Genomic DNA, 25,953 nt, shown 5'->3' on the forward strand with positions numbered 1-25,953 from the left:
GCAGGGGTAGGCACGGGCAGGGCTGTTTCATTCTCTTGTAGGGGCGGTGCCTGTGAGTGCCGGCCCCAATCTCACCAAACACATACAAAATCGTGGACGAAGAGGGTAGGCACTCTTGGCACTACCCAGGGCTGTTTCATTCTCTGTAGGGGCCGCGCCCCCGTGCCGGCCCGGTCAGCCCCAAACGCGCATTGGATCGTTGGTGGCAGGGGTAGGCACGGGCAGGGCTGTTTCATTCTCTTGTAGGGGCGGTGCCTGTGAGTGCCGGCCCCAATCTCACCAAACACATACAAAATCGTGGACGAAGAGGGTAGGCACTCTTGGCACTACCCCTACAAAATCATCGTTTTCCTGAGAATGAAACAGCCCTGGGGCACTACCCCTACAAAATCATCGTTTTCCTGAGAATGAAACAGCCCTGGGGGCAGGGGGGGTTCTTCTTCCTTCTTCCTTCTTCCTTCTTCCTTATTTCATAAAAAACTTAGCCAAACTGCGTTAAGAATCGGAAAGCATTCAGAACATGAGTCGCGCAGACATAAGGCGAAGTATTATAAAAAGCTTGCCAAGCCGCTGCCTTATCTTCGTCATATCTATCTGCTCTTTCCAAGTGTTTTTCCAGCCAATTGAGCCTGACAGCGTGACCGATCAATACATCCAAGACGATGTACTCTTCTATTTGTAGCTTTGGGTTGCGTTGGGCGATCGCCGCCAACTCCATCAATGCCTCAATATTAACTTGTCTGTACTCAGGCGCAACAATTTTATTCAGCAAATGCTCCACTTGGAGGGCAAAATTCTTTTCACCAGGAGTCATTTCCGATAAAATTACCTCACTGTCCAACCGATTTCTGCGTTCCAACTTATCCCCAATAATCAAACCTTTGCAGTGACGCAGCAGTCCCCAAACATGGGGATAAAAATCCTTGGGAACCCGATTAACAGCACCTTCCATTTGCCGCTTCCTGCGCCATCCACCCGCAGGCATTTGGGGCTGGGACAAAATTGGAGCCACCACCCATTCTATTTCTTTTTCCGATTGTTTTACCCGCAGAGATTCTTGCTGTTTCAGGACTTGATTCATTTCCTCATACTCTGACAAAACTTGGCGCAGGCGGTTTTTAATTTCAAAGGGACTCAACTGCATTAAATCTTCGTAAGCTTCATTTTGCGTGATTCCCAATTCGCGGGCTAGTTCGCTAGTTAGCAACAAAATAAAATAGCTAACTCTCAGGGTCAAAAGTCCTTTAAATAACTGTGGTTCTGCTTTAATCAGCAAACCCAGGTAGATCAAAACTTCTTGGGTGAGAACTCGATCGCGAACGTCTTCGCCGCAGAATTGGCGAATTTTGTCCATCACTTCCATGTAAGAACCAGGTCGAGAAATTAGGGAATCTTCGCTGTAAGCTTTCCCCACAGAAATCTGTTTTTGTCGCACCAAAATATCCGTCACGGCATCGGACAAGCTGATATCAATCTTATCCAGCAAACCCGCAGCATAACGGATGACCGCCCATTCTATTTTAGACTGGGAACTGTCTCCGGCTTTAGTATAAACTTCCTTGAGCAAATCTACAACTTTAACACTCTCTCCCGGCGCTCCAAATCCAGTATCAAAGTCCATCCCTTTGAGGCGTACTAGGGTATGGAGCAACTCTATTTGTTCGTACAGATTTTCTGATTCCCCCAGGCTTTTGAGCAAGAAGCTAGTATTAGTTTCGCACTCTAATTTAAATTCTTGAGTGTGACCCAAAGGCCCGGTTCTTTCAGGATTGTAACGGAGATACGTCGGCACTTCTACAGCACCTGTTAGTGGAGACTCTGTAAAATCAAACTCGTGCAAAAAGTCAATTTTTTCGGTGCCAGCAGTCAATATTAATTGATTGAGATTCCCTAACTTTACAGGCGTATTTTTGCAGTGTCCGTCGCGGAGTTCTTTCATCAAGTTTAACAAAGCTTCCCGACCCGTTTCCAGCATTCTGTGAGTCAGCATCAGGGTTACGGTAGGTCGTCCCAACTGAGACCAATGACGGTGAATGTAAGCTAATTCACTATTGATTTGAGATACTAAAAAATGGTAATCTAGGGTTAAATAAAACTCTTGTCTGTCGAGAAAAGATGGCAGAAAGACGATCGCCTCTCCGCGAATTTGGAACACCCTTGAAGTGGTCAAACTCCGCAGCCTGCGAACGGGGCGACCTGTCAAGCCTAATTGGTCATTGCGTCCTATCTGGGTGTAAATCGCTGATAATTCTTTAGTTTGACGGACTTGAATTGGTTCTACCTGTTTTGGAGTTTGGGCTGCAATTCCATTGGCTGCTAATTCTGCTTGCAAATCCTCGTCTTCAGCTAACAGTGCAATTTGGACTAGAGGTTCTCTGTGCCGGCCCACTGAGAGGTGTCTTCCCAGAGGGTCGATATCACCAATGGCAATTAATCCATCGTTTAATAATTGACCTAGAAAATACAAACTTTGCGCCCAAACTAGGGGGATGTTTTCATTGGGTAAGCGCTGCTGGCTGCGGGGATTGATTTTTTCTGCATTGATATTTTCGGCTGGTATGTAATACAATTCTGGTAGCAAAGATAAACCAGAACGATCGACGGTGAGAGAGGCTAAACGCTGTTCGTACTCTTGAACCTGGGCTGGATTTTTTTCAAATATACCGTCTAATAATAAGTAAGTAAAAAATAGCGGCCACTCGCATTCAATGTGCTCGAATTGCTTGAGTTCTGTAGGTTCGTAGTGGAGGCGATCGCCATCTTCCAATACTGTTTGGTGTCCATCCCGGAGAAACCTTTTGCAGCCGTAATTTCCCTGCAATTTATCGATAATTTTATTGCGGGTTCGTTCAACTAATTGTTTGTCTTCTACCGCAAAAGCGGGAAAACTAATAATGCTCAACAGAGCCGCATCTACTTCTTTGGAACTAGATTCGCGAGGTAAAAGCGATTCTAATGTCATCCGAGTTCTGGCGATTTCGTCGGGTAAAACGTGAATCACAGAGGCTTGAGAGCCGTTTAATCCAAACAAATCTAATCCATTAATTGCTTCAAGTGCTGCTTTTGCCATTCCTACGGAACTGGCATTTAATTCGGCATTGCCACGATTAATTTTATTGCCTCTTTCCCAAATTCCATAATCGGGTGTGCGGTAGGCTCTACCAATATAGTACACTAAATTCTGCACGAAATTGACTTCATCGATTGTGAAAATAATGTGCAATCCTGAAGCTGTCATTTCAGCAAGCATTAGCAAGAATATAGAGGTTGCATCTAACTGCAAGTGTCCCCACTCATCATCGCCGACAACAATATTGCCTGTCTGGGTATTGTATTTGGCGTGTAAGGCATCTAGGGGTAACTGGGTATTTTTGAATTTTTCTACTTTATTGGCTTGTTGCATCATCGCAAACATCAAGCCTCGCATCAGTTTGACGGTACTGTGTTCGAGTTCAAATGTTCTACCTCCATCGCTATCAATTTTGCGGTAAGCTAGGCCCAAGCCCCAAACTGCGAGGATGCTGTAAACGTTGTCGCGAACCCAAGCATCGGTGTAGTCGCCGTGGGCGTTAACGGCGGTACTCGCTGGGAGTAAGCCGGTAATTGGGTTTTGCCGCTTGAGTATGACACTTTTGATTTGTTGGTAGTAATAATCTAACCTGCTATGCCGCTGAGCTGTTGCGATCGCCATTTCGTTTTCCTTGTACTTTGTTCCTGAAGCTAGCTGAGTTGCTCTGAATAGACTTTTAAATATATCAGAAATTAGATTGCTCTGTGTCTCTCAACTTTTATTTTTCTGAGCGTCGAGTTGTCATAGTTTCTGCCTCGTCTAGGATTTGACAGTCACTTTAAGTCAATCTTAGTCCCTAAAATATATTTTGAATCGAAGTTAACATTTTGTTAAAAATTTCTACTTTGTAAATAATCTGGAGGGAATTACCATGTCTCACCGTCATCACCATAACAACAATAATGCTCCTTTTGTAAAAATTGTATATTCTACAATTAAAGTCAATGGCAAAATAGAGTTAGTCCCGATGGAATGGTACGCAGATGGTTCTGTTAAAAAGAGCGATCGCTAATTAGGTCGATCGATTGTAGATTTTAGATTGGGGATTTTGGATGTGAGCATTCTCCCTCTTCCTTCTTCCCTCTTCCCTCTTCCCTCTCCCTTCTGGTATAACTACCTGTGTAGGAATCTCCCATCAAAAAATATGGATCGATCGCGCTCACAATTTTCTGTGCTGGGACTACCAGTTCACATCTTAGACGATCATGCAGGTTGGCTGATAGAGCGTCTGCATCAAGGATTAGGAAGTCACGTCGTCACGCTGAATGCAGAGATGGCGATGCAAGCCGAGAAAAATCAGGCTTTAGCCGATATAATTCGTTCTGCGGAACTCGTGATCCCAGACGGTGCCGGAGTCGTGCTGTACTTGAGAATGCGAGGTAAAAAAGTCAACAGATTTCCGGGGATTGAATTAGCAGAGTCCTTGCTGGAACAAGCGGCCAAATTGCCGCATGGGGAATCAGTTTTCTTCTTTGGAGGTGCGCCCGGAGTGGCGATCGCAGCAGCAGAAACTTGGCAACAGCAGAGGGGGGGATTGTCGATTAGATCTCAACACGGCTATATCTGTGCAGAGGAAGAACAAGAATTCCAGGAAACTCTCAAAAAAATGCAGCCAAAATTGATTCTAGTCGGTTTGGGAGTGCCACGTCAAGAGTTTTGGATTGCCAAAAACCGACACCTTTGTCCTCAATCTATTTGGGTAGGAGTAGGTGGCAGTTTTGACATTTGGGCGGGAACAAAAACTCGTGCTCCGGCTTGGTTTTGCGACAATAATTTAGAATGGTTGTATCGACTTTATCAAGAGCCTTGGCGCTGGCGCAGGATGTTAGCTTTGCCACAATTTGCGTTGAAGGCTTTGGGGGATTTTCGAGGGTGAATGAGGTGTAAGATAATTTCCGGTAACACCGGAATGATGCTGAGTATTAATTGATTGGTTGAGAAATAGCTAAAGAATGAGTTGCAGTTTTAGGGTGCGTAATATGCACCTTACTTTGACAAAATTCTTCAAATAGTTGAAAAAAAATATCGAGCGCATCTCTCTCATCTTGAGAAAAGAATAGAATTATATTCGCCCATGATTGAGATGAGTTGATATTAAATTTTTTCTGTATCCAATCTTGAAATCCATCTAGAGGATTTTCCTGTTGTAGAGGTAAGCCAAGCTGGTACTGTGCCACATTATATCCCGACAAAAAAGCCTGAAGACAACTAATTGACGGTTTGCCCAAATACACTGAAGGTTTATGCTTGATTTTTTTGAGAATATCGGAGAGATTATCCATATATACTATATTCATGATTTTATGACAAGTATACAGCTTAAGGATAACACCACAGAAACCAGACTTATTGATGAAGTCGGGTTTCTGTGTACCTCACTTACCTGAAAACTGCTACAGGTTAAACGATATAAGGAGAATCGATCGCCTTGGCCCGTTTAATCGCCACCAAAGTCTGGTAAATCAAAGCTGAAATCTCTCCACGGGTGACATCCCGCTGCGGCGAAAGCCAATCGCGGGAAGGATAATTAACCACAATCTTCAAGCTAGTTGCGGCGGCGATCGCACTTAAAGCAAAATTAGGAATTTGAGAGCGATCGGTGTAAACTTTCAAGGTATCAGGATTTCCCCCCTTCAGTTCCAAACCATTAACCAAAGACACGATCGCCTCAGTCTTAGTCAAATTCAAATTCGGGCCAAACTTCAACCCCGGAAACCCCGACAAAAAGCCAGCCCGATTTGCCCGTTCGATCGCACTTCTGGCCCAAAAACTAGCAGAAACATCAATAAAATTCGTAGCAGGCATCTTCGGAATCGGACTAAACGCAGTAACCAACAACGAAGCATATTGAGCTCGATTTAAACTCTCATCAGGCCGAAAAGAACCATCCGGCATACCACTAATTATATTCGCTGCCGCCAGGGCCTCAATAAACTTCTGGGCCCAATGTCCAGAAATATCACTAAACCTCGAATCACCAATATTCGGATTGCCGCCACCCTTTCTCACAGCCGCTTGCACAGCTTGAAAAGCATTCACTTTCCCGTAACCGAACCAATCGCTACGCTGATTTTGAGTATCATAAGTACCCATGCGAGTACCCAACTGGGGATCGGGATCGCCATCAACAATTTTGTCAGCAGTTTGTTCCAGAATTCCCCGCACTTCCCGCGCCGTCAAACGGGGGTTGGCCGAAAGTACCAAAGCTGCCACCCCAGCCACTAGAGGAGTGGCGCTGGAAGTACCGCCAAAGGAGTCGGTATAGTCCCCTGGATCGTAACCCTCAGTCCCGATGCGATCGCTAGTAAATATTCCCAAACCGGGCAAATCCTGCGTCACCTCCGGCGGAGTGCTGATATATCCAGTTTGCTGCATCCAAGTTCCCGGCGGGGCGTTGTTACTGGGGGCGCAAACCGAGATGCTGCCACCCCAATTGCTGTAGGCGGCTTTTTTATTCAGGGAAGTGGAAGCTGCAACCGCAATCACGTCTGGGTGAACGGCAAATCCACTCAGCCATCGAGTTTGACCCTTGATGATGTCATCCGGCCAGCCTTTTTCGTTAATCGTACCGTTGACTGGGCGGTTGGCATTGCCGGCTGCGAAGACAATGACGCAACCTCTGCCACCGCGCCCTAGGGTGGCTGCTTTGGTGATGACGGCACTTTGTCTGAGGGAAAGCGGAAAATAAACTGCTGATGGCCCCCAACTGCAAGAAATGACGGCGGCCCCTTTGTCGATCGCCCAATTGAATATTTGTTCAACAGAATCATCGTCTAGGTAGCCTGTAGTACGGATGGGCATTAGGGCGCATCCAGGGGCGACACCGACAATGCCTTTGCCGTTTTCTTCCGCCACGGCGACACCGGCGCAGGATGTTCCGTGGTTGTCTGAATCTAAAACAGGCATTGGGGACAAGTCGCCGTCTTTTAAATCTAGGGGAAAAACGATTTTGCCTTGGCCTTGAAAATCGGGATGTGTCATGTCCACGGAATCGTCGGCGATCGCGACTACGATCGATCGTATTCCACGAGTAATGTCCCAGGCTTTTTCGGCAAAAACGTGAGAACCCACGGCCATTTGTCTACCGCTTCTGTTATTGAGATACCACTGTCGGGGATACAGCGGATCGCGGGGGATATAGTGGTGTTGAGTTTCTACTATAATGTTTGGTTCTGCAACGAGAACTTCTGGGTATCTGGTCAAACGGTTGGCTATTTTGACTGGGTTTTCTGTGGCTTGTTTGGTGACTTCATAGATAAATGTGTTGGGAATTCCTTCTACTTGTCTGACTATTTTTAATGCTGCTGCATTGGCGATCGCATTTCGCGATTCTTCTTTTAGTTGTTCGGTAAATTGAATGGTAATTCGATCGGTTAAATAAAAGAATGTACCCGGATTGTTGGCGGGACAATAGACGTGGCTAGCAAAAGCAACGGCATCGCTGGCCCTGGCCGCTTGCATGGCCGTATTGAGAAGGGCGGGCACCACTTGATATTCTTCTAGATTGCTGTTGGCGACGCGGCGGATGAGTTTGGCTTGGGCTTTGACTAACCAAGGGTTTGAGGCTGATGCTGTGGATGAGGGGCGGACTGTAAAGCGATCGGTCGCTTTTGACAGTAGCACTTCATCTCCCCCCCGTTGCAAAATCAATGCCAGACTTTCATCGGGGACTCCTATACCTTGATAATTTATGAGAGTGGAGGCTTCGGGTTTACTTGGTGGCTGTACCATTAGAAATGTTCCTGTTTAATTTTGTTCCGTTTAACCATTTGATTTTGCCCTAATAATTGACGGTTGAAACGACTGAGTTGGTTTTTGTGTGCGATCGCTCATCACCCATCACTTACCATCCATCACCGCTTATACCAATTTTTTATGAGGCTCCATAGAATCTGATCCCCCCTAACCCCCCTTAATAAGGGGGGGACAAGATGGTGGTCAAAGTCCCCCTTATTAAGGGGGATTTAGGGGGATCGAAATATATGCAACGAGCTATTAAATTGGTATTACCCATCACCCATCACCCCTTACCCATAACCCATTCTGCGATTAAGAGTACCCAGAGGTCGAGTCAAGTTTCTTATTAGTTGAAAATTCTACCTAATTTTTATGGGATTTCATCTCGATCGTTCCAGTTGATTTTGCTAGATTCGGCATGGGTTAAACAAAATTTGAAAATTATAATTTGGGTTCTATGTTATATCAAAAGTCATCCACTGCTCTCCCTCTCTCCCCCAGTCCCCCAGTGCCCCTGTTCTCCTCCTGTGCCCCTTTGACATTTCCCCAAATTTGGTTTACACTCATCCGGTTGCGATCGCCAATGGTAAGATCTGCTCAAGCTAAATATCTTTTTTAAAGCGCCCAGGGCGCAAAGTAATTTCATGGTATACTCTGGAACTGTTTGCTGGCTTCGCTCCACCGCCCGGATTAGCATTGTGGCGATCGCAGCTTTGCTCCTATTACAACCGCCCCAAGCCCAAGCACAGCAACCTTCTGGGCTAGATAACAAACCCCAAGTCGAACCCGTAGATGACCCTACAGACCCAAACAATCTCCGCCCCGTTATCCAAAACAACAGCCTCTTGAGCATTCCCGGAGGTCAGCGTTTAATGACAGAAGCTAGCAATGCTATTTCCAACCAAAACTACACTGTAGCTTCTCAAAAACTTCAAGAATCGCGCCAAATTTTCAATCAATTGTCCAATTTCTACCAACAACTGTCCAGCAGTTTTGCCGGAATCGACATCCGCATCGCTGACAGCAACCGCACCAAAGCCGTGGATACAGCCCAAATGCGTGACGAAGCCACCTATCGGCTGGCGTTGGTACACAGAGCCCAAAATAAGCCGGAACTGGCTGTTCCACTGCTGATTCAGATTATTCGTTCCCAGCAGCCAACTCGCGACTTGGGCAAAAAAGCTTATCAGCAGTTATTGGAGTTGGGGTTTGTGGATACCCCCTATCCTCGACCAGCCAGCAGCACTCCCCCGCGATCGTCTAACAAATAGTTCCACTAAAATCTAAATTGCAGCCGTTTATCCCAAAAAAAACCAATGGTTACACCATCTCAAGTAGCGGAAATGATTCAGACTGGATTGCCAGACGCTAAAGTAAAAGTTGATGATTTAACTGGTGGTGGCGACCACTACCAAGCCAGGGTAGTTTCTGCGGCCTTTGAAGGGAAAAGCCGAGTACAGCAACATCAACTGGTGTATGGTGCTCTCAAACAAGCAATGGCTAGTGAAGCCATCCATGCTTTGGCTTTGCAAACTTTCACTCCTGCAGAATGGGACGCGCAAAGTCAAGTGGCTTAATTGTTGAGCGAGCAATTGAGTTCAGAAATTGGTTAATGTGTCAATAGTTGCTTAACCAGCAACTGTCACTGTTGAAAATTATTCAAGCAATATTTAGGAGCCACCATGAGTACAGCAGCACATCAAAGAATTGACGACTTGGTTAAACAAAACAAAATCATGGTCTTTATGAAGGGCAATAAATTAATGCCCCAGTGCGGTTTTTCTAACAACGTAGTGCAAATTCTCAATACCTTGGGAGTGCCTTACGAAACTGTGGATGTTTTGGCAGACCAGGAAATTCGTCAGGGAGTAAAAGAATATTCCAACTGGCCGACAATTCCCCAAGTTTATATTAACGGCGAATTTGTTGGTGGCTCGGATATTCTGATCGAAATGTATCAGAAAGGCGAATTGCAACAAGCCGTAGAAGTTGCTTTAGCCTCTTAAATCATGGGAGGGCAGAAATTTTGGAGTTCTGAATTCTGAGTTCTGAATTTGGAACTCTAAATTTTCCTAAATTCCCAACCTTAACGGCTGTAGGGCGGACACGGCCGACCCTACAAAAATATGATTTTTTGTGCCGACCGATTCCAACCTGCTAACTATTACAGATAAATTTTGTATTAGTAATAGCCGGATTCTGGTTGGGGCATGGGCATTTCAAAATTGGAGGGGTCGTGAATATAACGAGCGGCTTCTTCCTCCAATCTGTGAATCAGGTAGGGTTCTAAACCGTTTGAATGACGGAGGGCTGCCAAATACCCGTCTAAGTAAAGTCGCAGGTCATCAAAACGATAACCTCGATTCCACATTTCGACGAGGGCGTCGGTGAGTTTTTGGTAGTGCCGGATTGTTTGGGTGTCTTGAAGCATGGTCTGAGGTTGAAATCCTTTGTGGTTAGTACAATGACGGCGGGATTTAGAAAATGCTTCGACTGTGGCCCAATTGCTTAGGTCTAGGCTATTGCTAAATAACAATTTCTACCCTGCTAACAGGTTACCCTCCATAAAAAATTTCACGGGCTAGTTGGCACGACTCCATAGTGTAAACACTAGATGGATGATTCATCCTGGGTTGAATAGAGTCGGGAAGTTATTTAATTTTATGGTCAAACTGTGTTACTGGTCCGGCTACCGAAGGAACGGTGGTCGTTATTTTAGTTTGAGTTGGCAGATTTGTCAACTTCCCAGGAAGGGATTTTTGGTTGGTAATCTGTTTTTGGTTAGGCTTGAGGCCGGCTGGTCGATCGAACGCATACTCTAATACTTTCATTGTAAGATAGTCACGAGAGTGCTGGAATCTTTCTGGAGTCTCAATCGGGGAAATTTGACAAAAATTTTAAAATTGTCACCCTTGTCTTGTTCATCGCTTTATAAGAAGCAACAGACACGACTTAAATCAAAACTCCAAACTCACAACTCAACATTCCCCAATCACAGCCAAAAGTTTTAAATTTTCACCAAAGTCCTCTGACAGGCTGTGGTGTGCGTGCGGGTGCGATGACGGGACGGGCTGGAGGTGCAATGGTGGGCTGCACGCTGCGACGTGGTTCCACTGTCGTGGTCGTTTCGGTACGAGTTGTTTCAGTTGTCGTAGTCGATCGCATACTATCCTGAAGCAATGTTTGCAAAGTCCCCGCTAAACCTTGAACTTTTGCCACCGTACCCCCAATTTTGGCAACATCTACATAAACTTCCGGCAAAGGATACTGTTTCAGGATTTCGAGTACCGAAACTTTCCCATCATCGCTGGCTGCGAGGATCACTGCGGCGCGCAAAGCTTTGCCACTTTCTGTATTGCGTTGAGTCCGAATTGCTTGACCAATTTCGTCGGTAATTTTTTCTCCTGGGGTACTGTAGACTACCCGCGCTAGATTAGCTGGCTTTAAGCCAATTTCTAGGCCCATTAACCCGCGCAGGGTTCCCGCATCCATTTTTGAGACTCCGATAATTTGTCGGATGGTGGTGGTAGTTGTACCGTTTTTCGCAAAGTCTTCTAAGTCGCTGACATTAATGGCTTGTCTGATGGGGCCAAAGGTGAGGACAACTTTTTCGGCGCCTAATGCTTTAGTATTCGTCGATAATATGCTAGCGCTTGCTCCTAAAAATACGGTGATGCCGATCGATACAAATTTTGTTAACTTCATAATTGACTGCAAAATTAAAACTAATTAGATCCTCCTCCATTATTGTAGATCCAGCAGTTATATTCTACAAGCTCGCAACCTTTTTTTTTTACAACAGCTACACATACAAGATTTTTTTTGATAAATTGTTCTCAGAATTAAGTTTAATATCCACCATTAATTCTGGGAAATTGCCCCCATTAATTCCTTGGAACATCTGTGTAATTTCATGTTAAAAGCCAAGCGTAAATCCCAGAAGTCTAAACGCAAACAAAAACACCAACACCCAGGATTCAGTAAAAAAGAAATAGCTGCCCAAAAACGCAAAACTTCAGAAAAGCGCAATGAACTCATCCAGGCGATCGCGATTTACACCTTAATCAGCACCGTTGTCATCATCCCCCTGTTATTTGTTACCCGCGCCAAACTTGCCATTGCAGCAGGCTTCGCCGTAGCAATCTTGCTATTTTCCTACAAATATCCCCGTCAAGCATTGTGGGCCTTTCTGATTTACCTACCTTTTAGCGGGACCATCACTTACGCCATTGGCGGCGGCAATGCAGCATTTCAAGTAGCAAAAGATGCTTTCTACATACCGGCTCTCATCGCCCTTATTCAAAGCTGCAAAAAGAAACAATTGCCCATCTTCCTTCCCAAAGAAATGATTTTTACCTTCAGCATCCTCTTCATGATGGCAATGCTGACTTTAATTTTTGTCAACGGGGATATGCAGCTTAACCCCATGAAGGGTGAGAAACCCTTGCTGCAAGGAATTCTCGGCTTAAAAGTATTGATCGGTTACATACCGCTGATTGCCTGTACCTATTATCTGATCCGCACTAAGAAAGATTTGATATTTTTTAGTCGAATGCACATCATTTTGGCGATCCTCTGCTGCATTTTGGGTTTAATTCAGTATCTATTGCTGCAAAGTGGGAGGTGTGCCGGCACGCGAGGAATGTCGGGAGCAGAGTTATATAAAGCCACCTTACAAGCTAGATGTTTGGTTGGTGGTTCTCTAGTATTTAGTCCCGAAGTCAAGTTTATCCGTTTACCAGGCACCTTTGTCGCCCCTTGGCAGTGGGCATGGTTTTTAATTTCCAATGCTTTTTTGACCTTTGCTGGTGCTTTTTGCGACCCTTCCTTCTGGTGGCGAACCATCGGTTTATTTGGCATGGCATTAGTATTTGCCAACGCCGTTATTTCTGGTCAAAGAGCTGCTTTAGTTATGGTTCCAGGTGCTACCTTTGTACTACTAATTCTCACCGGTCAATTAGTAAATTTTAAAAGATTCATTCCCATTGGTGCAGGACTGGGTATCTTGCTATTTGTCGGTGCAGCCATTAACCCAGGAATTATCGAGCAGCGGTGGGAAAGTTTTATTAACCGTTGGAATGCCGCGCCACCCCAACAGTTTCTGTTTAATCAATTCCAGCAGAGCCATAATTTTATTATTGACAGAAATCTGGGTCGAGGTGTGGGAAGAGCGACGAATTCAACCCGGACCTTTGGTGCAACGCAACTCATAGAAACTTTTCAACCTAAGTTGATGTACGAACTCGGTTATCCGGGAATGATTGCTTTTCAGCTAATGGTATTACACTTAGCTTTTCTCACTTTTAGAGCTTACCGTTCTGTGAAAGACAAAAGTTTACGGACCTATGGAGCTAGTTTTTGGGTATTTGTGGCATTTATTACCATCAATACTCAATACTATCCGCTGGATGTAGATCCAGTATCAGTTTATTACTGGGTTTTGGCTGGGGCTATCTTGAAGTTGCCAAAAATTGACAAACAGGTGCAGGAGGAAAAACACGAGGAAGTTGATATAGACGAATTAGCGGATCGCCAACAATTAAAGGAGAAAAAAATTCTAGCATCTTCCCCCATTTGAAAATAGAGACTAGGCGATTGAAATCACTCAAAAGTAAACGAAGTCCACTCCTAGCGGACTCCGAAAAAACTTTAAATTTTGAGTGGGATTATTGAGGTTGCCAAACTGGAGTGCTAGCATTCAAGTCATTGTTACTACTCAATTTAGTCACTCCAGAACCGTCGCGATTGATTACATACAAATTGCTTTTTTCCCCTTTAATATCATTAAAAGTAAAAGCAATTTGCTGGCTATCAGAAGACCATGCTAATTGAGAAATTCCTGACAATTCTAATTTATCAGCTAACGGAGTCAGTTTGGAACCGTCAGCATTAATTATGTAGAGTTTTTGTTGGTAAAAATTTCCGGTGGCGAAGGCGAGATTTTTGCCATCTGGAGACCAGGAAAGTGCGTCGTATCTCGTGGGCTTTTTGGTGATATTCTGGGCGGTTCCGCTATTAATATCGATCGCATAAACATCTTGTTGTTTGCCACCCCGATCCCCCGCTTTGTTGTAATAGTAGGCAAGACGGCGGCTGTCGGGCGACCAAAATAGTTTGAGGTTGTAAGCTTGATTTTGGGGATTTTTCGTCAGTTGTTTGAGGTTGCTACCGTCAGTATTGATGGTGTAAATTTGTTGTTGAGGATAGGTTCCCAACCAGAAAGCAATTTTGGTGCGATCGGGAGACCAAACAAGTTCGCTACCACCGGAAACATATTCCCCTGGGGTTTTAGTTAATTGAGTCATGGCCGAACCATCTGCATTCATTTTGTAGATGTTCTTGTCTTTAACAAACGCTATCTGTTGGGCATCCGGTGACAAGTAAAATTCCGAGGAAATTTCAGTTTGAGGCGGTTGTCCTCCTACTGCAAAATTCCGAACTAATTTAGTTCCTTTAATACCTGTAGTATCGCTGGTATACAGAGATTGACTACCCGGTGCATCGGAGGTAAAACCGTCGCAGGAACGCCCAAACAGAAGTTTTTGACTATTAGAAGCCCAGACAATCCTAAAATTAGCTGCTTTGCAGACATCTCCAGAAAATTGCTTAGTTAATTGAGAACCGTCCGCATTGACTGTATATATGTCAGTATCGCTACCCACGAAAGCCAGTCGCTGGCCGTTGGGAGACCAAACTAGGGCGGGACTAACATCTATGTTGGGGGAAAGTTCGCGACGCCCAGAGCCATTAGTATTGACTGTAAATAAACTGTTTCTTACCTCACCAGCACGCCTCTGAAGCGCCAAAAATGCCAGTGTCTTCGGTTTTTGAGCTGCGGGTGCGGGATGGCTTGAGAGGCTCAAAAACAGGGTGATGAATAGTGTGAGTGAAAATAGGGCGATCGCACTAATTCGCCATGTTTTTTTTAAACGCATTTTGTCAATTTATCTCCTTACTTGTCAGTCGGGCGGTTTCAACTCACAACTCACTCCAGGGGAAGGGTTGTGAGTTACAAAGCTGAAAACTGTTAAAGTGTTTGTCGATCGATATGTCGCGACAACATCAAACTCTGTTTGATTCTACCAATAATTACCTCGATCATTTTTTTGCGCGATGGATTTTTTGCGGTGGGAGGCATACCTAATTCCAAACAAATCAAACTCAAATCAGTTGCACTCATAGACAACAACTTTTTCCTCACCTCTTCTTCCTTGCCATTTTTAGCTTTTAAACGCAGTTGTTCATAAATTTGCAGTACCTGTTCCGGCGATAAACTAGCAGGTTTATCCGTAGTTACCTCTGGTTGAGATACCGTAGCTTCGGAAACCTTGGACATGGCAGAAATTCCTCCCCGCCGGACTTTAGTCTCAATCCTAGTTAGTTTCCGAGAAACCTCCCGCAGGATTTCCTTAAGTTCGCTAATTTCATCAACTAACTGCGAGGTTTCTTCATCATCACCCAAACTTTCTTTTTTAATCATTTTAGATACTCCGCACACTCACTCCAAAGTTGTTCAAATTCCCTAACTAATTCTCGTGGCAATTCTCCTTCATTAATAGCTCGTTTCAGACCGACACTTTCGCGAATCGTCGATTCTAAAAACTTAACTTCTATATTATTGTCTTTGGAGATATCAGCGCAAAGTCTTTTCACCTCTCTCATATAAAACTGAACTTCATTAGTCAACAATCCTCCATAGATTTTAGCTTTGTTCATAAACACTGCTATTTTGGGGAAAGGATAAGGTTCAATCCGCTTTTGCAACGAGTTTAAGACCAAACTCAATCCCCTAGAACCAAAGTAATCTGGATTTACGGGAATTAATACTAAGTCGCAACAAGAGAGTACACTGTAAGTGAGGAGACTAAAGGAAGGAGAACAGTCAAACAGCATCAAATCATATTTGGGGATAGTGGCCGATTTAGCTGGGTTGAGGGAGTTAACCGAGTTAGCAGAGTTGCTAATTTTGCCGATAAATCTGCGAAGGAAGTCTTTAACATTTTTTCCATCAAATCCATCCAGATCCAACCAATACAATTCTTCGACGGAAGGGACAAAATGTAACTGTTCATCAATTTGATAAATGGTGTCGAAACTAACGGGAAATTTAAAATTAGGTCCGTTTTTTTTAAACAGTTCGAGAGCATCGTAAATTGTGCGTCTTTCCCGGAGTGATTTTTCGTACCACTTACCAAATTTGTCATCTAAATGACCTGTACTTTCATTAAGTCCGATCGCCTCTGTGAGGGACATCTGCGGGTCTAAGTCTAACATTAGAACTTCGAGGTCTGTGCCTTGGGATATAATATTTCCCAGGCTCCAAGTGACGGTGGTTTTGCCGACACCGCCTTTGAAGTTGATTACGGCTATGGATTTTGGAGTCATGGTTGCCTTGGTTTAGATTTTGCTCAAATATAAATTAAAACATATTGTGTGACTGAGTTCAGCTTGCGATCGCCTAGGAGGGTTAGGATTTGCCCAGGGTGCTCAGACTTAGACTTTGATAGTATATCATTGAAAATGGTAAAATTATTCCTCAATATCCCTGATTGAAGGAGCAAATAACTAAAAAATATCCTGTTCATTGCTAAACAGATTTAACTAAAATAAAGCCTGTAAAAACTAAGCCAAACTTTTAGATAAAGTCGCGCTAGAAGCAAGTCTAGAACGGGAGCATCCCGATTTTGCATAGGCGAAGCATGACCGCTGTAAATCTCTCGTTATGACTAATAAATTTTCTGCGGTCATGCTACAGTCGCTACGAATATATTTGCACTCATTGAGATGCACCCGTCTAGAACAGGCTGGAGGGCCTGTTGCACAGTAATTATTGGGGATGGTTCAACAAAATACTACTATTGGCCCTGGCAGTTATTTCGCCAGATAGAGGTGCGATCGCCAGTGCCTGTGAAAATCTAATAACAAGCTCAAAAATACCAAAATTCGCGATCGCCCCCAACCCGCCATGCAAGGAACAAATCAACTCAGGACAGCAGCCCTACTAGGACTTCTCAGCGGCCTTCTAGTTTTAGGAAGCTATTATTTAATCGGTAACGAACAAGGACTGTACATCGGTTTAGCGCTAGCCGCCTTCAGCAGTTTTAGCTCTTGGTACTACTCAGATACAGCAGCCTTAATGGCTTACCGCGCTCAGCCGATCGCCCGCAGCGAAGCTCCCGAAATCTACGATATGGTAGCATCATTAAGCGCCAAGGCCGAAATTCCCATACCAAAAATCTTTATAGTTCCGACTCAATCTCCCAACGCATTTGCCACAGGAAGAGACCCAGAACACGCCACAATCGCAGTTACCGAAGGCATCATCAACCTGCTTTCCCGCGAAGAATTGGAAGGCGTCTTAGCGCACGAACTCACGCACATCCGCAACCGCGATACTCTCACTCAAGCAGTAGCAGGAACGATCGCCGGTGCGATTACATTTGTCGGGCGAATTCTGACTTTTGGAGCGCTTTACGGCCCGGTAACGCGGGACAGCAGACAAGGCCCGAATCCGTTCGGTTTGCTGTTTTTAATCATTTTAGCGCCGCTATCAGCAACGTTAATTCAACTGGCGATTTCTCGGACAAGGGAATTTGCAGCAGATAGCGGTGCAGTGGAAATTACCAACAATCCCATTGGCTTAGCAAACGCGCTGCAAAAATTGGAAAAAATCGGCCGAGAAATTCCGATGCACGGGAATCCGGCGATGTCACCGCTGTTGATTGTGAATCCTCTTTCGACGGAAGGTTTGCAGTCTCTTTTCCGCACTCACCCCTCTACTGAAGAGCGAATTCAGCGGCTTTTGGCGATCGCGCAGCAGCAGCAAGGTACTCCTGTGATGGCATTCATGAGCGGAATTTAGTCGAGCGAAAATGCAGCAACAATATTTAGAAACCCGGTTGTTTGAAGCAGCCGGGTTTCTATTTGTTTATAATGATATAGCCTTTCTCAAAAAGGTGAGGTACGAATTTTGCCCTGGAAAGCTTGACAATACAGGGTTTGTGTATACCTCATTTATCTGAGAACCGCTATAGCTGTGGTGCGATCGACTCGAACAACTAATTTGCTGCGCGGGTGTGAGTAAGTGATTCGGTGAATTCGATGAAAACGGCAATCTACCACCGGGAGTTCATTCTCGACGTTTAGCTAAAATGTCAGTGATGCGAATGCAATTAAACTTGCTGGTATTTAATCCTGTAAAAGAGGAGATTGTATCATGGAGATAGAAAAATATAGAAAACTGATTCAGTCGATTATTGAAAAACACTCTACCTGCGATTATGAAGATCCAGAAGTGGAGTCTCAAATTGCTTTCGATGGCGATCGCTACTTGATGTTTCATGTGGGCTGGCGCGGGGAAGGACGAGTTTATGGATGTGTGATTCACATTGAGATTAAAGACGGTAAGATTTGGATTCAACGGGATGGAACTGAGGTGGGAATAGCTAACGAGCTAATTGAATCAGGAGTACCTAAGTCGGATATAGTTCTGGGATATCGATCGCCCTATATGCGGAAGTTTACAGAGTTGGCGGTGGGGTAGTGGCTGCGATCGGAAAATAAGTAGAATTATTGCACTGTTTGATATTTGCTGTGAGGGATCTCGCTCTTTCATTTTAGGCGATCGGTCATCAGAAACAAGAAAGGGCGATCGCTATGAGTTTTGGTGGGAGTATGGCGCCGGGTGGTATTTGTAAAGCATTCATAAACTCGATCTTGCAGAACTCTCACCATCGAACTAAACTTAACTTATAGACTAAATTTTTTAAGAGCATGGAAACTGTAAATATCCATCAAGCTAAAACAAATCTCTCACTACTACTGTTGCGTGTAGAATTGGGAGAAGAAATCATTATTGCAAACGGAGACATCCCAATCGCGAAGTTGGTGCCGTTTCGTACTTCATCTAATCGACGAGCTAGTTTAGGGCAAGATCGAGGGAGATTTGTTTTGCCAGAGGACTTTAACGATCCTTTGCCAAAAGAGATTTTGACCGCATTCGAGGGTGATGAAAAGTGAAACTATTGCTGGATACGCAGTGCTTTTTGTGGTGGTTTGCCCAACCAGAGCGATTGAATGAGGAGGCGATCGCACAGATTGCCGATGAAACGAACGAATTGTGGTTTTCTGTTGCTAGTATCTGGGAAATGGGTATCAAAGTTGCGATCGGAAAATTGCCGCTGCCAGAACCGATAGATACCTACATTTCTAGCCGTATGATACAGTTAGATGTGCGATCGTTGGAAATTACAGCACCTCATGCCCTGCGAGCGGCTGCGTTACCATTACATCATCGAGATCCCTTCGATCGAATGCTAATTGCCCAGGCTCAGATTGAGGAGATGACGCTGGTGAGTGCTGATTCAATGTTCAAGCAATACAGCGATATTACTATTCTTTGGGCAGCAAATTTGTGAGATTTTACTTATCATTTATGCTGTCGATCGCACTCCGTACAATCATCGCACTGTTTGGTATTTGGTGTGAAGGGCGATCGGTCTTGATGCGCGATCGGTCATCAGAAACAAGAAAGGGCGATCGCTCTTGATGCGATATCGGGCGATCGCTATCCGTGCAATAATCGGATTGACATGGTAGAAATGGATCAGATAGTGAGGAAAAAAAGAGGTTGGGTTTCCTTGTTTCAACCCAACCTACAAGTAAGGGCGATCGCACTGCTTTGGTTAGTGTATACTGATATATTCGCTTATATTCGATCTAGCGGTAAAATTTCTTGCCATCCGAATAAAAAACAATATCGTTACGGATATTGGGATAAAGATAGGGCATCTTCAAATCAGACAGACCGTCATTATTATTATCGATGGACTCAATCCCCCCAACAACAGAATTTGGGTTCAAGTTGCCCTTACCACTTCTCCACCAGATGCTAGAGTTAAAATTCTTGCCGTCCGAGGTAAATACCCATATTCCAACATCAAAGTTTCCATAGTCATACAGACAAGCAATATCCGAATTTTTATCACCATTGAACTCACCAACCGTACAACTAAGTATTTTTGAGAAGTTCGCTTCTCCCCGACGGGTTGTATACCATTGTTGCCAGGTTCTACCATCATTGACTTCTACTGTAACAGCCAGAGAGCCTACCTCTCGAATCCGAGCTTGTTGAGCTTGTGTACCATCAAACTTTCCTCGTAATCCAGATATTTGGGAATATGCTGTTTCAATCGAATTGAAAACTGTAGCTACGACACCGATAGAAATTAAAATTCTCATGAGTATTTTCATAATTGCCTCCCAGCTAAAATTTCGCCAAACTGGTTAATCTGCGGTCTAACTATTAATTAGACCGCAACTGCTGTCTAACAAACTATTACAGGGTATCAAACGGCAAGCGTTTAATCCCTAAATTTATGGTTTAACCCTTCTCCCATCATCCTCAGAAATCAAAGCTTTGTCCAGCGAAAAACTGTTCAATTTTGCCGACATTTTCCCCAGCTTTTACTCTCTTGAATTGGGTTTTGTGGGAAAATGTACGGAAATGTATTAAAAAGCCGGGAAATGTGAGCTATAATCCACAAAGTGCGCCCATATACCTGTGCCATGAATCTTAAAGAAATGTTAAAATTTGCTGATGATATAGTATTTGCCAAAACAGGTCAGCACCTTGACGATTTACAAGAAACGGTACTGCGAGGAACTCTACAACATGAGACATATAAGCAAATAGCTAAAGATTTTGATTTTTCTGAAAGTCGTGTTAGGGAAGTAGGATCGGAATTATGGCGCCTACTTTCAGAAGAGTTAGGGGAAGATATTCATAAATCAAATTTACGATCGGCAATAGAGAGGTTCCAAGTCTCGATAGTTTCACATTGGGAACAGCATCACAACCAAATTGGTAGTTTTAACATCTGTGGAGAAACTTTACACTCACCTGATATCCCAAACTCACAGCCACCAAATCAAGAAACATCTAACCCAAAAGAAACTAAAACTCTACATCAAGATTTAAGCGAGATGCCGGAGTTGGGTAATTTCTTCGATCGCACTTCCGAACTCCAAACCCTCACAACATGGATTCTACAACAAAACAGCCGCCTCCTAGCCCTCACCGGCCGACTCGGCATCGGCAAAACAACCCTAGCAGTAAAACTCGTACAACAAATTAAAGAAGAGTTTGAGTACGTTATTTGGTGCAGCATAGACGCATCGCACACCCCAGATGAATTTGAACATAAACTAATACAGTTTTTCTCGCTGTCAGAAAAACAAGATTTATCCCCAACAAACCAGAAACGCTTACCGCTGATTAAGTATTTACAAAACCATCGCTGTTTAATAGTCTTGGATGACGTTCACAACCTTTTCTGTAGCGGCGAATTGGCAGGAAAGTATAAACCAGACTATGAAGAATATCGCTCCCTATTCAAACAGATAGAAAAAATATCCCATCAAAGTTGCTTTCTGTTAATCGGTTGGGAACAACCGAGAGAAGTGACTCAATTTAAAAACCAAAATACTCCCATTCGTACCTTACAACTCAAAGGTTTAGATATCGCAGCCGGACGCGAAATCCTGAGAGATTGTGGGTTAGAAGAAATCGACAACAGTGAAGCACTCATTCACCGCTATGAAGGCAACCCGCTATGGTTAAAAAGCGTGGCGAATCTGATTCAAGATCTGGGAATCGACGCGACTGAGTTATTAATAGATGATACCATATTGTTACCGGAAGATTTGAAAGATGTTTTACAGCAGCAGTTCGATCGCACTTCCGAACTAGAAAAACAAGTTATGTCATTGTTGGCGACAGAAAACCAGCCAGTCAACCTAGCAAAATTGCTAGAAAAAGGACAAATATCATCATCAGATTTACTCAACGCACTCCAATCTTTATCGCGGCGCTGTTTGATAGAAAAAGAAGGAAGTCTTTACACTTTGCCACCTGTATTGAAGGAGTATATCAAAGGGTTGTAACTGAGATATTGCACTATTCTCATGTTACCCCAAATCCCGCCAGGGACTCAAGTCCCTGGCTAATAGCTTAAGTCCTCTAAAGAGGACTGGAAGAGAATTTGAGTCCTCTTTAGAGGACTTAAGCTATGAGACGGGGGTTTAAACCCCCGTCGGGTGATTGCGAGATAGATATAAAATATAAATTGATGCTGCTAGCAATGGAGTCATCCCATGACCGCAACAAGTCCTATTCAAACTTTGCCAGAAATCATCTACCCAGACAGCGACGGAAAACCAATGTCTGACAATACCAAACAGTTTCAATTAATCGTAAAAATTCAAGGTGGCCTAGATGCTTTATTCAAAGACAACGAAAATGTGTTTGTAGCAGGTGACTTGCTGTGGTATCCCGTTGCAGGAGATAACAAAACTCGCCAAGCACCTGATACTATGGTAGTCTTTGGTAGACCAAAAGGCGATCGGGGTTCCTACAAACAGTGGCTAGAAGATAATATTGCGCCGCAAGTTGTCTTTGAAATCATCTCCCCCGGCAACCGGATGACAGCAATGTTTAAGCTGTTTAAGTTCTACGAGAATTATGGAGTCGAAGAATATTATGTCTACGATCCAGAGGATAATGAGTTAATAGGTTGGCGGCGAACTGACGGACAACTAAACTATATTGAATCAATGGAAGGTTGGGTAAGTCCGCGTTTGCAAGTCCGTTTTGAAACTGCATCGGGAGATTTGGAAATTTATCGTCCTGACGGACTGAAGTTTTTGTCTTATGTGGAGTTGTCAAGACAAGTGGAACAGGCACAGCAACAAATGGAACAAGAAAGAGAGGAGAAAGAGTTAGCACAGCAAAAAGCCGATCGCCTATCTGAAAAACTGCGAGAAATGAGGATAAATCCAGAGGACATTTTAAGCTGAATTATCTCTGCAACGGTTTAATTAAACAGGATTTACTCACTCCGAATAAAGAAACCGGGTTTTTTGTGAATCTCTCACCTATAGCGAGTATTTTCGTAAAAACCCGGTTTCTGGGATTCCACTCCCACAAAGAAACCGGGTTTTTTGTGAATCTCTCACCTATAGCGAGTATTCTCGTAAAAACCCGGTTTCTGGGCCTCCAGAGAAACCCTGTTAAACTCAAGCCGCAGCCTTATCTAAAGGCTGTACTTCAGCGAGGTATTTGTGCAGTTGGTCGCCTTCAACTACTTCAGTTTCTAATAGCTTTTGCGTGATTGTTTCCAACAATTCCCGATTGGCTTTGAGAATATCCAAAGCGTGCTGGTGAGCAGTTTCGACAATTTCTTTGACTTCTTGGTCGATCGCCTCAGCAGTCTGAGCACTCACCGCACGGCGCGCATTTCCCATACCATCGCTGAGGAACATTGCTTGTTGGCCGCGATCGTAAGCCAGAGGCCCCAACACCTTACTCATCCCGTAAGTTGTCACCATCCGTTCGGCTAAATCAGTCGCCCTTTGCAAGTCGTTGGAAGCGCCAGTAGTAATGCTACCAAAAACAACTTCCTCAGCCGATCGCCCTCCAAGTAGTGTAGCAATCTGACCGCGCAATTCCGCCTCATCCAACAAGAAACGATCTTCAGTCGGTACTTGCAACGTGTAACCCAATGCAGCCATACCGCGAGGGACGATCGAGATTTTCGACACTTCGCCGCCGCCAGTCATCACTGCGCCCACCATGGCGTGCCCGACTTCGTGATAAGCCACAATCTTTTTCTCTTTTTCATTGAGCACCCGGCTTTTCTTTTCCAAGCCAGCTACAACGCGCTCAAACGCCTCATAAAAGTCTTCCTGCGCGACAGTGAGACGCTTGTTACGAGCAGCTAGCAAGGCAGCTTCATTGACCAAATTTGCCAAATCTGCGCCCGAAAAACCGGGGGTACGAGTGGCGACGGCCTTCAAGTCAATATCCGGGCCCAACTTCACTTTTTGAGAGTGAATATTCAAAATTGCTTCGCGGCCAGATAAATCCGGGCGATCGACCAAAACTTGGCGATCGAAACGACCGGGGCGCAACAAAGCAGCATCCAAACTTTCCGGGCGGTTAGTAGCAGCCAGCACAATTACCGTAGTATTGCCCGCAGCAAAACCATCCATTTCAGTTAATAATTGATTGAGAGTTTGTTCCCGTTCGTCATTCCCACCAAAAGCAGCATTAGTGCTACGAGATTTACCGATCGCATCCAACTCATCAATGAAAATAATACAAGGAGCCTGCTTCTTAGCCTGCTCGAATAAATCTCTAACCCTTGCAGAACCAACACCGACAAACAGTTCCACAAACTCCGAACCAGAGATGCTAAAAAATGGTACACCAGCTTCACCAGCCACTGCTTTTGCTAACAGAGTTTTGCCAGTTCCCGGAGGTCCGACTAACAGCACACCCTTCGGAATGCGCGCGCCAATTGCCGTAAATCTGTCGGGAGTTTTCAGGAACTCAACCACTTCCACTAATTCAGTCTTAGCTTCTTCTACTCCAGCCACATCAGCAAATGTAATCTTCGCCGATTCACCTTCCACGTAGACCTTAGCTTTGCTTTTGCCGATCGAGAGTGCACCCTGGGGGCCACCACCGCCGCGATTCATAAAAAATTGAAAAATCGCCACAAAAATCAGCGGCGGAACTACCCAGCTCAAAACACTGCCGATCCAGCCATTTTTAGAAGGAGGAGTTGCAGCAAATTCCACACCTTTGTCTTGCAAAAGTTTAGGTAATTCCAGGTCAAAAATCGGCGTAGTTGACAGAATTTGTCCGGGTTGATCGCCTTCGCCTTTAAGTTGGTAGCGAATTTCATTTTGACCTACCGAAGCTCTGACTACATTTTGTTCTTGCACTTGATGAACAAACAAACTGTAAGGCACTTGGGGAATTTGGGGACCGAACAAATTCGGCAAAAAGATGTTAGCCAGTAAAAACAGACTTGATAGCAACAACAAGATATTGCTGATTTGGCGAAAACGAGGTGGCTGAGGTTGGTCTTTAATAGCCATTGATAAGTTTCATCCTTGAATTTTAGTTAATTTTATTCATTTATTTTCTCATCAAATACGCACCCATGGTCCATCGGATTTCCTCACTCGATTGGGTCGGTTAACCGGGTAGCATGGATTTGAGATTTAAAACGAACCGCGAAGACGCGAAGGACACGAAGGAAGAGCAGAAAGTTATAGTTATGAATTATTGGTTAATGGTTAATGAATGGTTTTTACTTCAGAACTCTTTTAAGATTCTCTCGCTCTTTTCTTACTTCGCGCCCTACCCTACGGGAACGGCTTCGCCGAACGCGTCTTCGCGGTTCGATATAGTAGAATTCTGGCTAACCGCCAGACACATTCTTAGCAAACTCATCGCGTCCTGATACCAAATTAGCTGGAACGCCGTTAGGGAAATTTTGCGCGATTAAAGCTTGCAGTTTTTCAACTCTATTTTCAGGATTAGGGTGAGAACTCAAAAACTCCGGCGGCGCTTCGCCACTCCTAGCAGAACCGAGAATTTGCATCACCTCAACAATACCTCTAGGATCGTAACCCGCCTCCGTCATGAACCGAAAACCGAGCCGATCGCTCTCAAGTTCATCTGCTCTACCGTACCGCAAACTAACAACTTGATTGACAGCTTGAGCAATTAATGCTGCCTGCTGTCCGCCACCGCGATCGTCGCTAGCGGCGACTCCAACCGCCGTTACCAAAGACCTGCCCAACTGCTGTTTTGCCAAGTGTTCCGCACCGTGGCGCGCCACAACGTGACCGCTTTCGTGCCCGAGTATAGCAGCCAACTGCGCCTCGGAATTGAGCCGCCGCAAAAGTCCGGCGGTAATGAAAACTTGTCCCCCGGGGAGAGCAAAAGCATTGACTGTTTGGGGGTCTCGCAGCAGGTGAAATTCAAACGGATAACCCGCTTGTTTCGCCGTCGAACCGTTGACTACTCTTTCTCCAACTCGATCGAGATATTGTTGAATACTTTGGCTGGGATAAAGCCCGCCGTATTGAGCCGCCATTTTGTCTCGCGCCTGCAATCCCAAAACTACCTCTTGGCGCGGAGAAAGCTGCACCCGCTGTTTCTCTCCTGTTACGGGATTTTGTACGCTGCTGGTAAAATAGGTGATAGCCCCAAAAAATGCCATTAATAAGCCGATCGCCATCCTGAATAAAAATTTGTTCATAGCAGTTCACCTAAAAAGTTTAGCGATGAT

General features: G+C 44.6%; 25 protein-coding genes. 13 read left to right on the plus strand and 12 right to left on the minus strand.

The features are described 5' to 3' along the window. Positions 1-481 precede the first annotated feature (481 nt). Positions 482-3,691 carry a glycoside hydrolase family 15 protein gene (locus AAFP14_RS23950; protein WP_341734693.1) on the minus strand — a complete coding sequence of 1,070 codons (3,210 nt, stop codon included), beginning with the start codon at positions 3,689-3,691 and terminating at the stop codon, positions 482-484. A gap of 250 nt (positions 3,692-3,941) precedes the next feature. Here AAFP14_RS23950 and AAFP14_RS23955 point away from each other — a divergent pair, with 250 nt between their 5' ends. Together AAFP14_RS23955 and AAFP14_RS23960 are read left to right on the plus strand one after the other, a co-directional pair. Next, positions 3,942-4,082, plus strand: a complete 141-nt coding sequence (locus tag AAFP14_RS23955; RefSeq protein WP_341734694.1) for a hypothetical protein — start codon at positions 3,942-3,944, stop codon at positions 4,080-4,082. A 132-nt stretch (positions 4,083-4,214) separates the two neighbouring features. Then, positions 4,215-4,946, plus strand: a complete 732-nt coding sequence (locus tag AAFP14_RS23960; protein WP_341734695.1) for a WecB/TagA/CpsF family glycosyltransferase — start codon at positions 4,215-4,217, stop codon at positions 4,944-4,946. Positions 4,947-4,992: 46 nt separating this feature from the next. Here AAFP14_RS23960 and AAFP14_RS23965 read toward each other — a convergent pair whose 3' ends face one another. Together AAFP14_RS23965 and AAFP14_RS23970 are read right to left on the minus strand one after the other, a co-directional pair. Beyond that, positions 4,993-5,352 carry a hypothetical protein gene (locus AAFP14_RS23965; RefSeq protein ID WP_341734696.1) on the minus strand — a complete coding sequence of 120 codons (360 nt, stop codon included), beginning with the start codon at positions 5,350-5,352 and terminating at the stop codon, positions 4,993-4,995. Between the two features lie 118 nt (positions 5,353-5,470). Further along, entirely contained in the window at positions 5,471-7,801 is a 2,331-nt protein-coding gene (locus AAFP14_RS23970) for a S8 family serine peptidase (RefSeq protein ID WP_341734697.1), read from the minus strand. Positions 7,802-8,451: 650 nt separating this feature from the next. Between AAFP14_RS23970 and AAFP14_RS23975 the strand changes: the two genes are divergently transcribed. The 3 genes from AAFP14_RS23975 (at position 8,452) to grxD (ending at position 9,813) form a co-directional block, all read left to right on the plus strand. Continuing rightward, a complete protein-coding gene (locus AAFP14_RS23975) occupies positions 8,452-9,078 on the plus strand; it encodes a hypothetical protein (protein ID WP_341734698.1) in 627 nt (208 codons plus the stop codon). A 45-nt stretch (positions 9,079-9,123) separates the two neighbouring features. Then, positions 9,124-9,384, plus strand: coding sequence for a BolA family protein (locus AAFP14_RS23980; RefSeq protein ID WP_340522120.1), 261 nt, complete (start codon positions 9,124-9,126; stop codon positions 9,382-9,384). Between the two features lie 105 nt (positions 9,385-9,489). Beyond that, positions 9,490-9,813, plus strand: coding sequence for a Grx4 family monothiol glutaredoxin (grxD, locus tag AAFP14_RS23985; protein WP_341734699.1), 324 nt, complete (start codon positions 9,490-9,492; stop codon positions 9,811-9,813). A gap of 176 nt (positions 9,814-9,989) precedes the next feature. On the opposite strand, the gene AAFP14_RS23990 is transcribed toward grxD, so the two are convergent. From AAFP14_RS23990 to AAFP14_RS24000, 3 genes are all read right to left on the minus strand, one after another. Next, on the minus strand, positions 9,990-10,238 hold the full coding sequence (locus AAFP14_RS23990) for a DUF6761 family protein (RefSeq protein WP_340522145.1): 249 nt from the start codon (positions 10,236-10,238) through the stop codon (positions 9,990-9,992). 220 nt (positions 10,239-10,458) lie between these two features. Next, positions 10,459-10,638: a hypothetical protein gene (locus AAFP14_RS23995; protein ID WP_341734700.1), complete on the minus strand. Its 180-nt coding sequence runs from the start codon at positions 10,636-10,638 to the stop codon at positions 10,459-10,461. 184 nt (positions 10,639-10,822) lie between these two features. Continuing rightward, the gene (locus AAFP14_RS24000) at positions 10,823-11,512 is read right to left on the minus strand and encodes an alpha/beta hydrolase (RefSeq protein WP_341734701.1); all 690 of its coding nucleotides are present in this window, start codon (positions 11,510-11,512) and stop codon (positions 10,823-10,825) included. Between the two features lie 208 nt (positions 11,513-11,720). On the opposite strand from AAFP14_RS24000, the gene hpsL reads away from it, so the two are divergent. Continuing rightward, on the plus strand, positions 11,721-13,385 hold the full coding sequence (gene hpsL, locus AAFP14_RS24005; protein ID WP_341734702.1) for a hormogonium polysaccharide biosynthesis protein HpsL: 1,665 nt from the start codon (positions 11,721-11,723) through the stop codon (positions 13,383-13,385). 88 nt (positions 13,386-13,473) lie between these two features. On the opposite strand, the gene AAFP14_RS24010 is transcribed toward hpsL, so the two are convergent. The 3 genes from AAFP14_RS24010 to AAFP14_RS24020 form a co-directional block, all read right to left on the minus strand. Beyond that, the gene (locus AAFP14_RS24010) at positions 13,474-14,742 is read right to left on the minus strand and encodes a DPP IV N-terminal domain-containing protein (protein ID WP_341734703.1); all 1,269 of its coding nucleotides are present in this window, start codon (positions 14,740-14,742) and stop codon (positions 13,474-13,476) included. A gap of 92 nt (positions 14,743-14,834) precedes the next feature. Next, entirely contained in the window at positions 14,835-15,287 is a 453-nt protein-coding gene (locus AAFP14_RS24015; protein ID WP_341734704.1) for a hypothetical protein, read from the minus strand. Next, positions 15,284-16,192 carry a ParA family protein gene (locus tag AAFP14_RS24020; protein ID WP_341734705.1) on the minus strand — a complete coding sequence of 303 codons (909 nt, stop codon included), beginning with the start codon at positions 16,190-16,192 and terminating at the stop codon, positions 15,284-15,286. The genes AAFP14_RS24015 and AAFP14_RS24020 overlap by 4 nt, the downstream gene beginning before the upstream one ends. A 580-nt stretch (positions 16,193-16,772) precedes the next feature. On the opposite strand from AAFP14_RS24020, the gene AAFP14_RS24025 reads away from it, so the two are divergent. The 5 genes from AAFP14_RS24025 to AAFP14_RS24045 all read left to right on the plus strand — a co-directional run bounded on the left by AAFP14_RS24025 (position 16,773) and on the right by AAFP14_RS24045 (position 19,355). Then, positions 16,773-17,669, plus strand: a complete 897-nt coding sequence (locus AAFP14_RS24025) for a M48 family metalloprotease (protein WP_341734706.1) — start codon at positions 16,773-16,775, stop codon at positions 17,667-17,669. A gap of 354 nt (positions 17,670-18,023) precedes the next feature. Continuing rightward, on the plus strand, positions 18,024-18,350 hold the full coding sequence (locus AAFP14_RS24030; protein ID WP_341734707.1) for a XisI protein: 327 nt from the start codon (positions 18,024-18,026) through the stop codon (positions 18,348-18,350). Between the two features lie 230 nt (positions 18,351-18,580). After that, positions 18,581-18,826, plus strand: a complete 246-nt coding sequence (locus AAFP14_RS24035) for a type II toxin-antitoxin system Phd/YefM family antitoxin (protein WP_341734708.1) — start codon at positions 18,581-18,583, stop codon at positions 18,824-18,826. Beyond that, positions 18,823-19,224, plus strand: a complete 402-nt coding sequence (locus AAFP14_RS24040; protein WP_341734709.1) for a type II toxin-antitoxin system VapC family toxin — start codon at positions 18,823-18,825, stop codon at positions 19,222-19,224. Before AAFP14_RS24035 ends, AAFP14_RS24040 begins: the two co-directional genes overlap by 4 nt. Next, the gene (locus AAFP14_RS24045; protein ID WP_341734710.1) at positions 19,221-19,355 is read left to right on the plus strand and encodes a hypothetical protein; all 135 of its coding nucleotides are present in this window, start codon (positions 19,221-19,223) and stop codon (positions 19,353-19,355) included. The genes AAFP14_RS24040 and AAFP14_RS24045 overlap by 4 nt, the downstream gene beginning before the upstream one ends. A gap of 170 nt (positions 19,356-19,525) precedes the next feature. Here the strand turns inward: AAFP14_RS24045 and AAFP14_RS24050 are convergent, their stop codons facing one another. Next, positions 19,526-20,059 (minus strand): hypothetical protein, encoded by a 534-nt coding sequence (locus tag AAFP14_RS24050; protein ID WP_341734711.1) that lies wholly within the window; start codon positions 20,057-20,059, stop codon positions 19,526-19,528. Between the two features lie 315 nt (positions 20,060-20,374). On the opposite strand from AAFP14_RS24050, the gene AAFP14_RS24055 reads away from it, so the two are divergent. Then, positions 20,375-21,751: a helix-turn-helix domain-containing protein gene (locus AAFP14_RS24055; RefSeq protein ID WP_341734712.1), complete on the plus strand. Its 1,377-nt coding sequence runs from the start codon at positions 20,375-20,377 to the stop codon at positions 21,749-21,751. 210 nt (positions 21,752-21,961) lie between these two features. After that, positions 21,962-22,663, plus strand: a complete 702-nt coding sequence (locus AAFP14_RS24060) for a Uma2 family endonuclease (RefSeq protein ID WP_341734713.1) — start codon at positions 21,962-21,964, stop codon at positions 22,661-22,663. A gap of 219 nt (positions 22,664-22,882) precedes the next feature. On the opposite strand, the gene ftsH4 is transcribed toward AAFP14_RS24060, so the two are convergent. Together ftsH4 and AAFP14_RS24070 are read right to left on the minus strand one after the other, a co-directional pair. Beyond that, entirely contained in the window at positions 22,883-24,751 is a 1,869-nt protein-coding gene (gene ftsH4, locus AAFP14_RS24065) for an ATP-dependent zinc metalloprotease FtsH4 (protein ID WP_341734714.1), read from the minus strand. Between the two features lie 326 nt (positions 24,752-25,077). Continuing rightward, positions 25,078-25,923, minus strand: coding sequence for a M48 family metalloprotease (locus AAFP14_RS24070; protein ID WP_341734715.1), 846 nt, complete (start codon positions 25,921-25,923; stop codon positions 25,078-25,080). Positions 25,924-25,953 lie beyond the last annotated feature (30 nt).

Origin of the sequence: Microcoleus sp. EPA2 (assembly GCA_020882975.1) — a bacterium.
Classification (GTDB): Bacteria; Cyanobacteriota; Cyanobacteriia; order Cyanobacteriales; family Microcoleaceae; genus Microcoleus.

Bases quoted from the DNA above. Each gene is read 5' to 3' on its own strand.
- AAFP14_RS23975 (WP_341734698.1), top strand. From the start codon at position 8,452: ATGGTATACTCTGGAACTGTTTGCTGGCTTCGCTCCACCGCCCGGATT.
- AAFP14_RS23980 (WP_340522120.1), top strand. From the start codon at position 9,124: ATGGTTACACCATCTCAAGTAGCGGAAATGATTCAGACTGGATTGCCA.
- AAFP14_RS23965 (WP_341734696.1), bottom strand. From the start codon at position 5,352: ATGGATAATCTCTCCGATATTCTCAAAAAAATCAAGCATAAACCTTCA.
- hpsL (WP_341734702.1), top strand. From the start codon at position 11,721: ATGTTAAAAGCCAAGCGTAAATCCCAGAAGTCTAAACGCAAACAAAAA.
- AAFP14_RS23995 (WP_341734700.1), bottom strand. From the start codon at position 10,638: ATGAAAGTATTAGAGTATGCGTTCGATCGACCAGCCGGCCTCAAGCCT.
- AAFP14_RS24020 (WP_341734705.1), bottom strand. From the start codon at position 16,192: ATGACTCCAAAATCCATAGCCGTAATCAACTTCAAAGGCGGTGTCGGC.
- AAFP14_RS24035 (WP_341734708.1), top strand. From the start codon at position 18,581: ATGGAAACTGTAAATATCCATCAAGCTAAAACAAATCTCTCACTACTA.
- AAFP14_RS23960 (WP_341734695.1), top strand. From the start codon at position 4,215: ATGGATCGATCGCGCTCACAATTTTCTGTGCTGGGACTACCAGTTCAC.
- ftsH4 (WP_341734714.1), bottom strand. From the start codon at position 24,751: ATGGCTATTAAAGACCAACCTCAGCCACCTCGTTTTCGCCAAATCAGC.
- grxD (WP_341734699.1), top strand. From the start codon at position 9,490: ATGAGTACAGCAGCACATCAAAGAATTGACGACTTGGTTAAACAAAAC.
- AAFP14_RS24070 (WP_341734715.1), bottom strand. From the start codon at position 25,923: ATGAACAAATTTTTATTCAGGATGGCGATCGGCTTATTAATGGCATTT.
- AAFP14_RS23955 (WP_341734694.1), top strand. From the start codon at position 3,942: ATGTCTCACCGTCATCACCATAACAACAATAATGCTCCTTTTGTAAAA.
- AAFP14_RS23990 (WP_340522145.1), bottom strand. From the start codon at position 10,238: ATGCTTCAAGACACCCAAACAATCCGGCACTACCAAAAACTCACCGAC.
- AAFP14_RS24050 (WP_341734711.1), bottom strand. From the start codon at position 20,059: ATGAAAATACTCATGAGAATTTTAATTTCTATCGGTGTCGTAGCTACA.
- AAFP14_RS24015 (WP_341734704.1), bottom strand. From the start codon at position 15,287: ATGATTAAAAAAGAAAGTTTGGGTGATGATGAAGAAACCTCGCAGTTA.
- AAFP14_RS24030 (WP_341734707.1), top strand. From the start codon at position 18,024: ATGGAGATAGAAAAATATAGAAAACTGATTCAGTCGATTATTGAAAAA.
- AAFP14_RS24000 (WP_341734701.1), bottom strand. From the start codon at position 11,512: ATGAAGTTAACAAAATTTGTATCGATCGGCATCACCGTATTTTTAGGA.
- AAFP14_RS23970 (WP_341734697.1), bottom strand. From the start codon at position 7,801: ATGGTACAGCCACCAAGTAAACCCGAAGCCTCCACTCTCATAAATTAT.
- AAFP14_RS23950 (WP_341734693.1), bottom strand. From the start codon at position 3,691: ATGGCGATCGCAACAGCTCAGCGGCATAGCAGGTTAGATTATTACTAC.
- AAFP14_RS24060 (WP_341734713.1), top strand. From the start codon at position 21,962: ATGACCGCAACAAGTCCTATTCAAACTTTGCCAGAAATCATCTACCCA.
- AAFP14_RS24025 (WP_341734706.1), top strand. From the start codon at position 16,773: ATGCAAGGAACAAATCAACTCAGGACAGCAGCCCTACTAGGACTTCTC.
- AAFP14_RS24055 (WP_341734712.1), top strand. From the start codon at position 20,375: ATGAATCTTAAAGAAATGTTAAAATTTGCTGATGATATAGTATTTGCC.
- AAFP14_RS24010 (WP_341734703.1), bottom strand. From the start codon at position 14,742: ATGCGTTTAAAAAAAACATGGCGAATTAGTGCGATCGCCCTATTTTCA.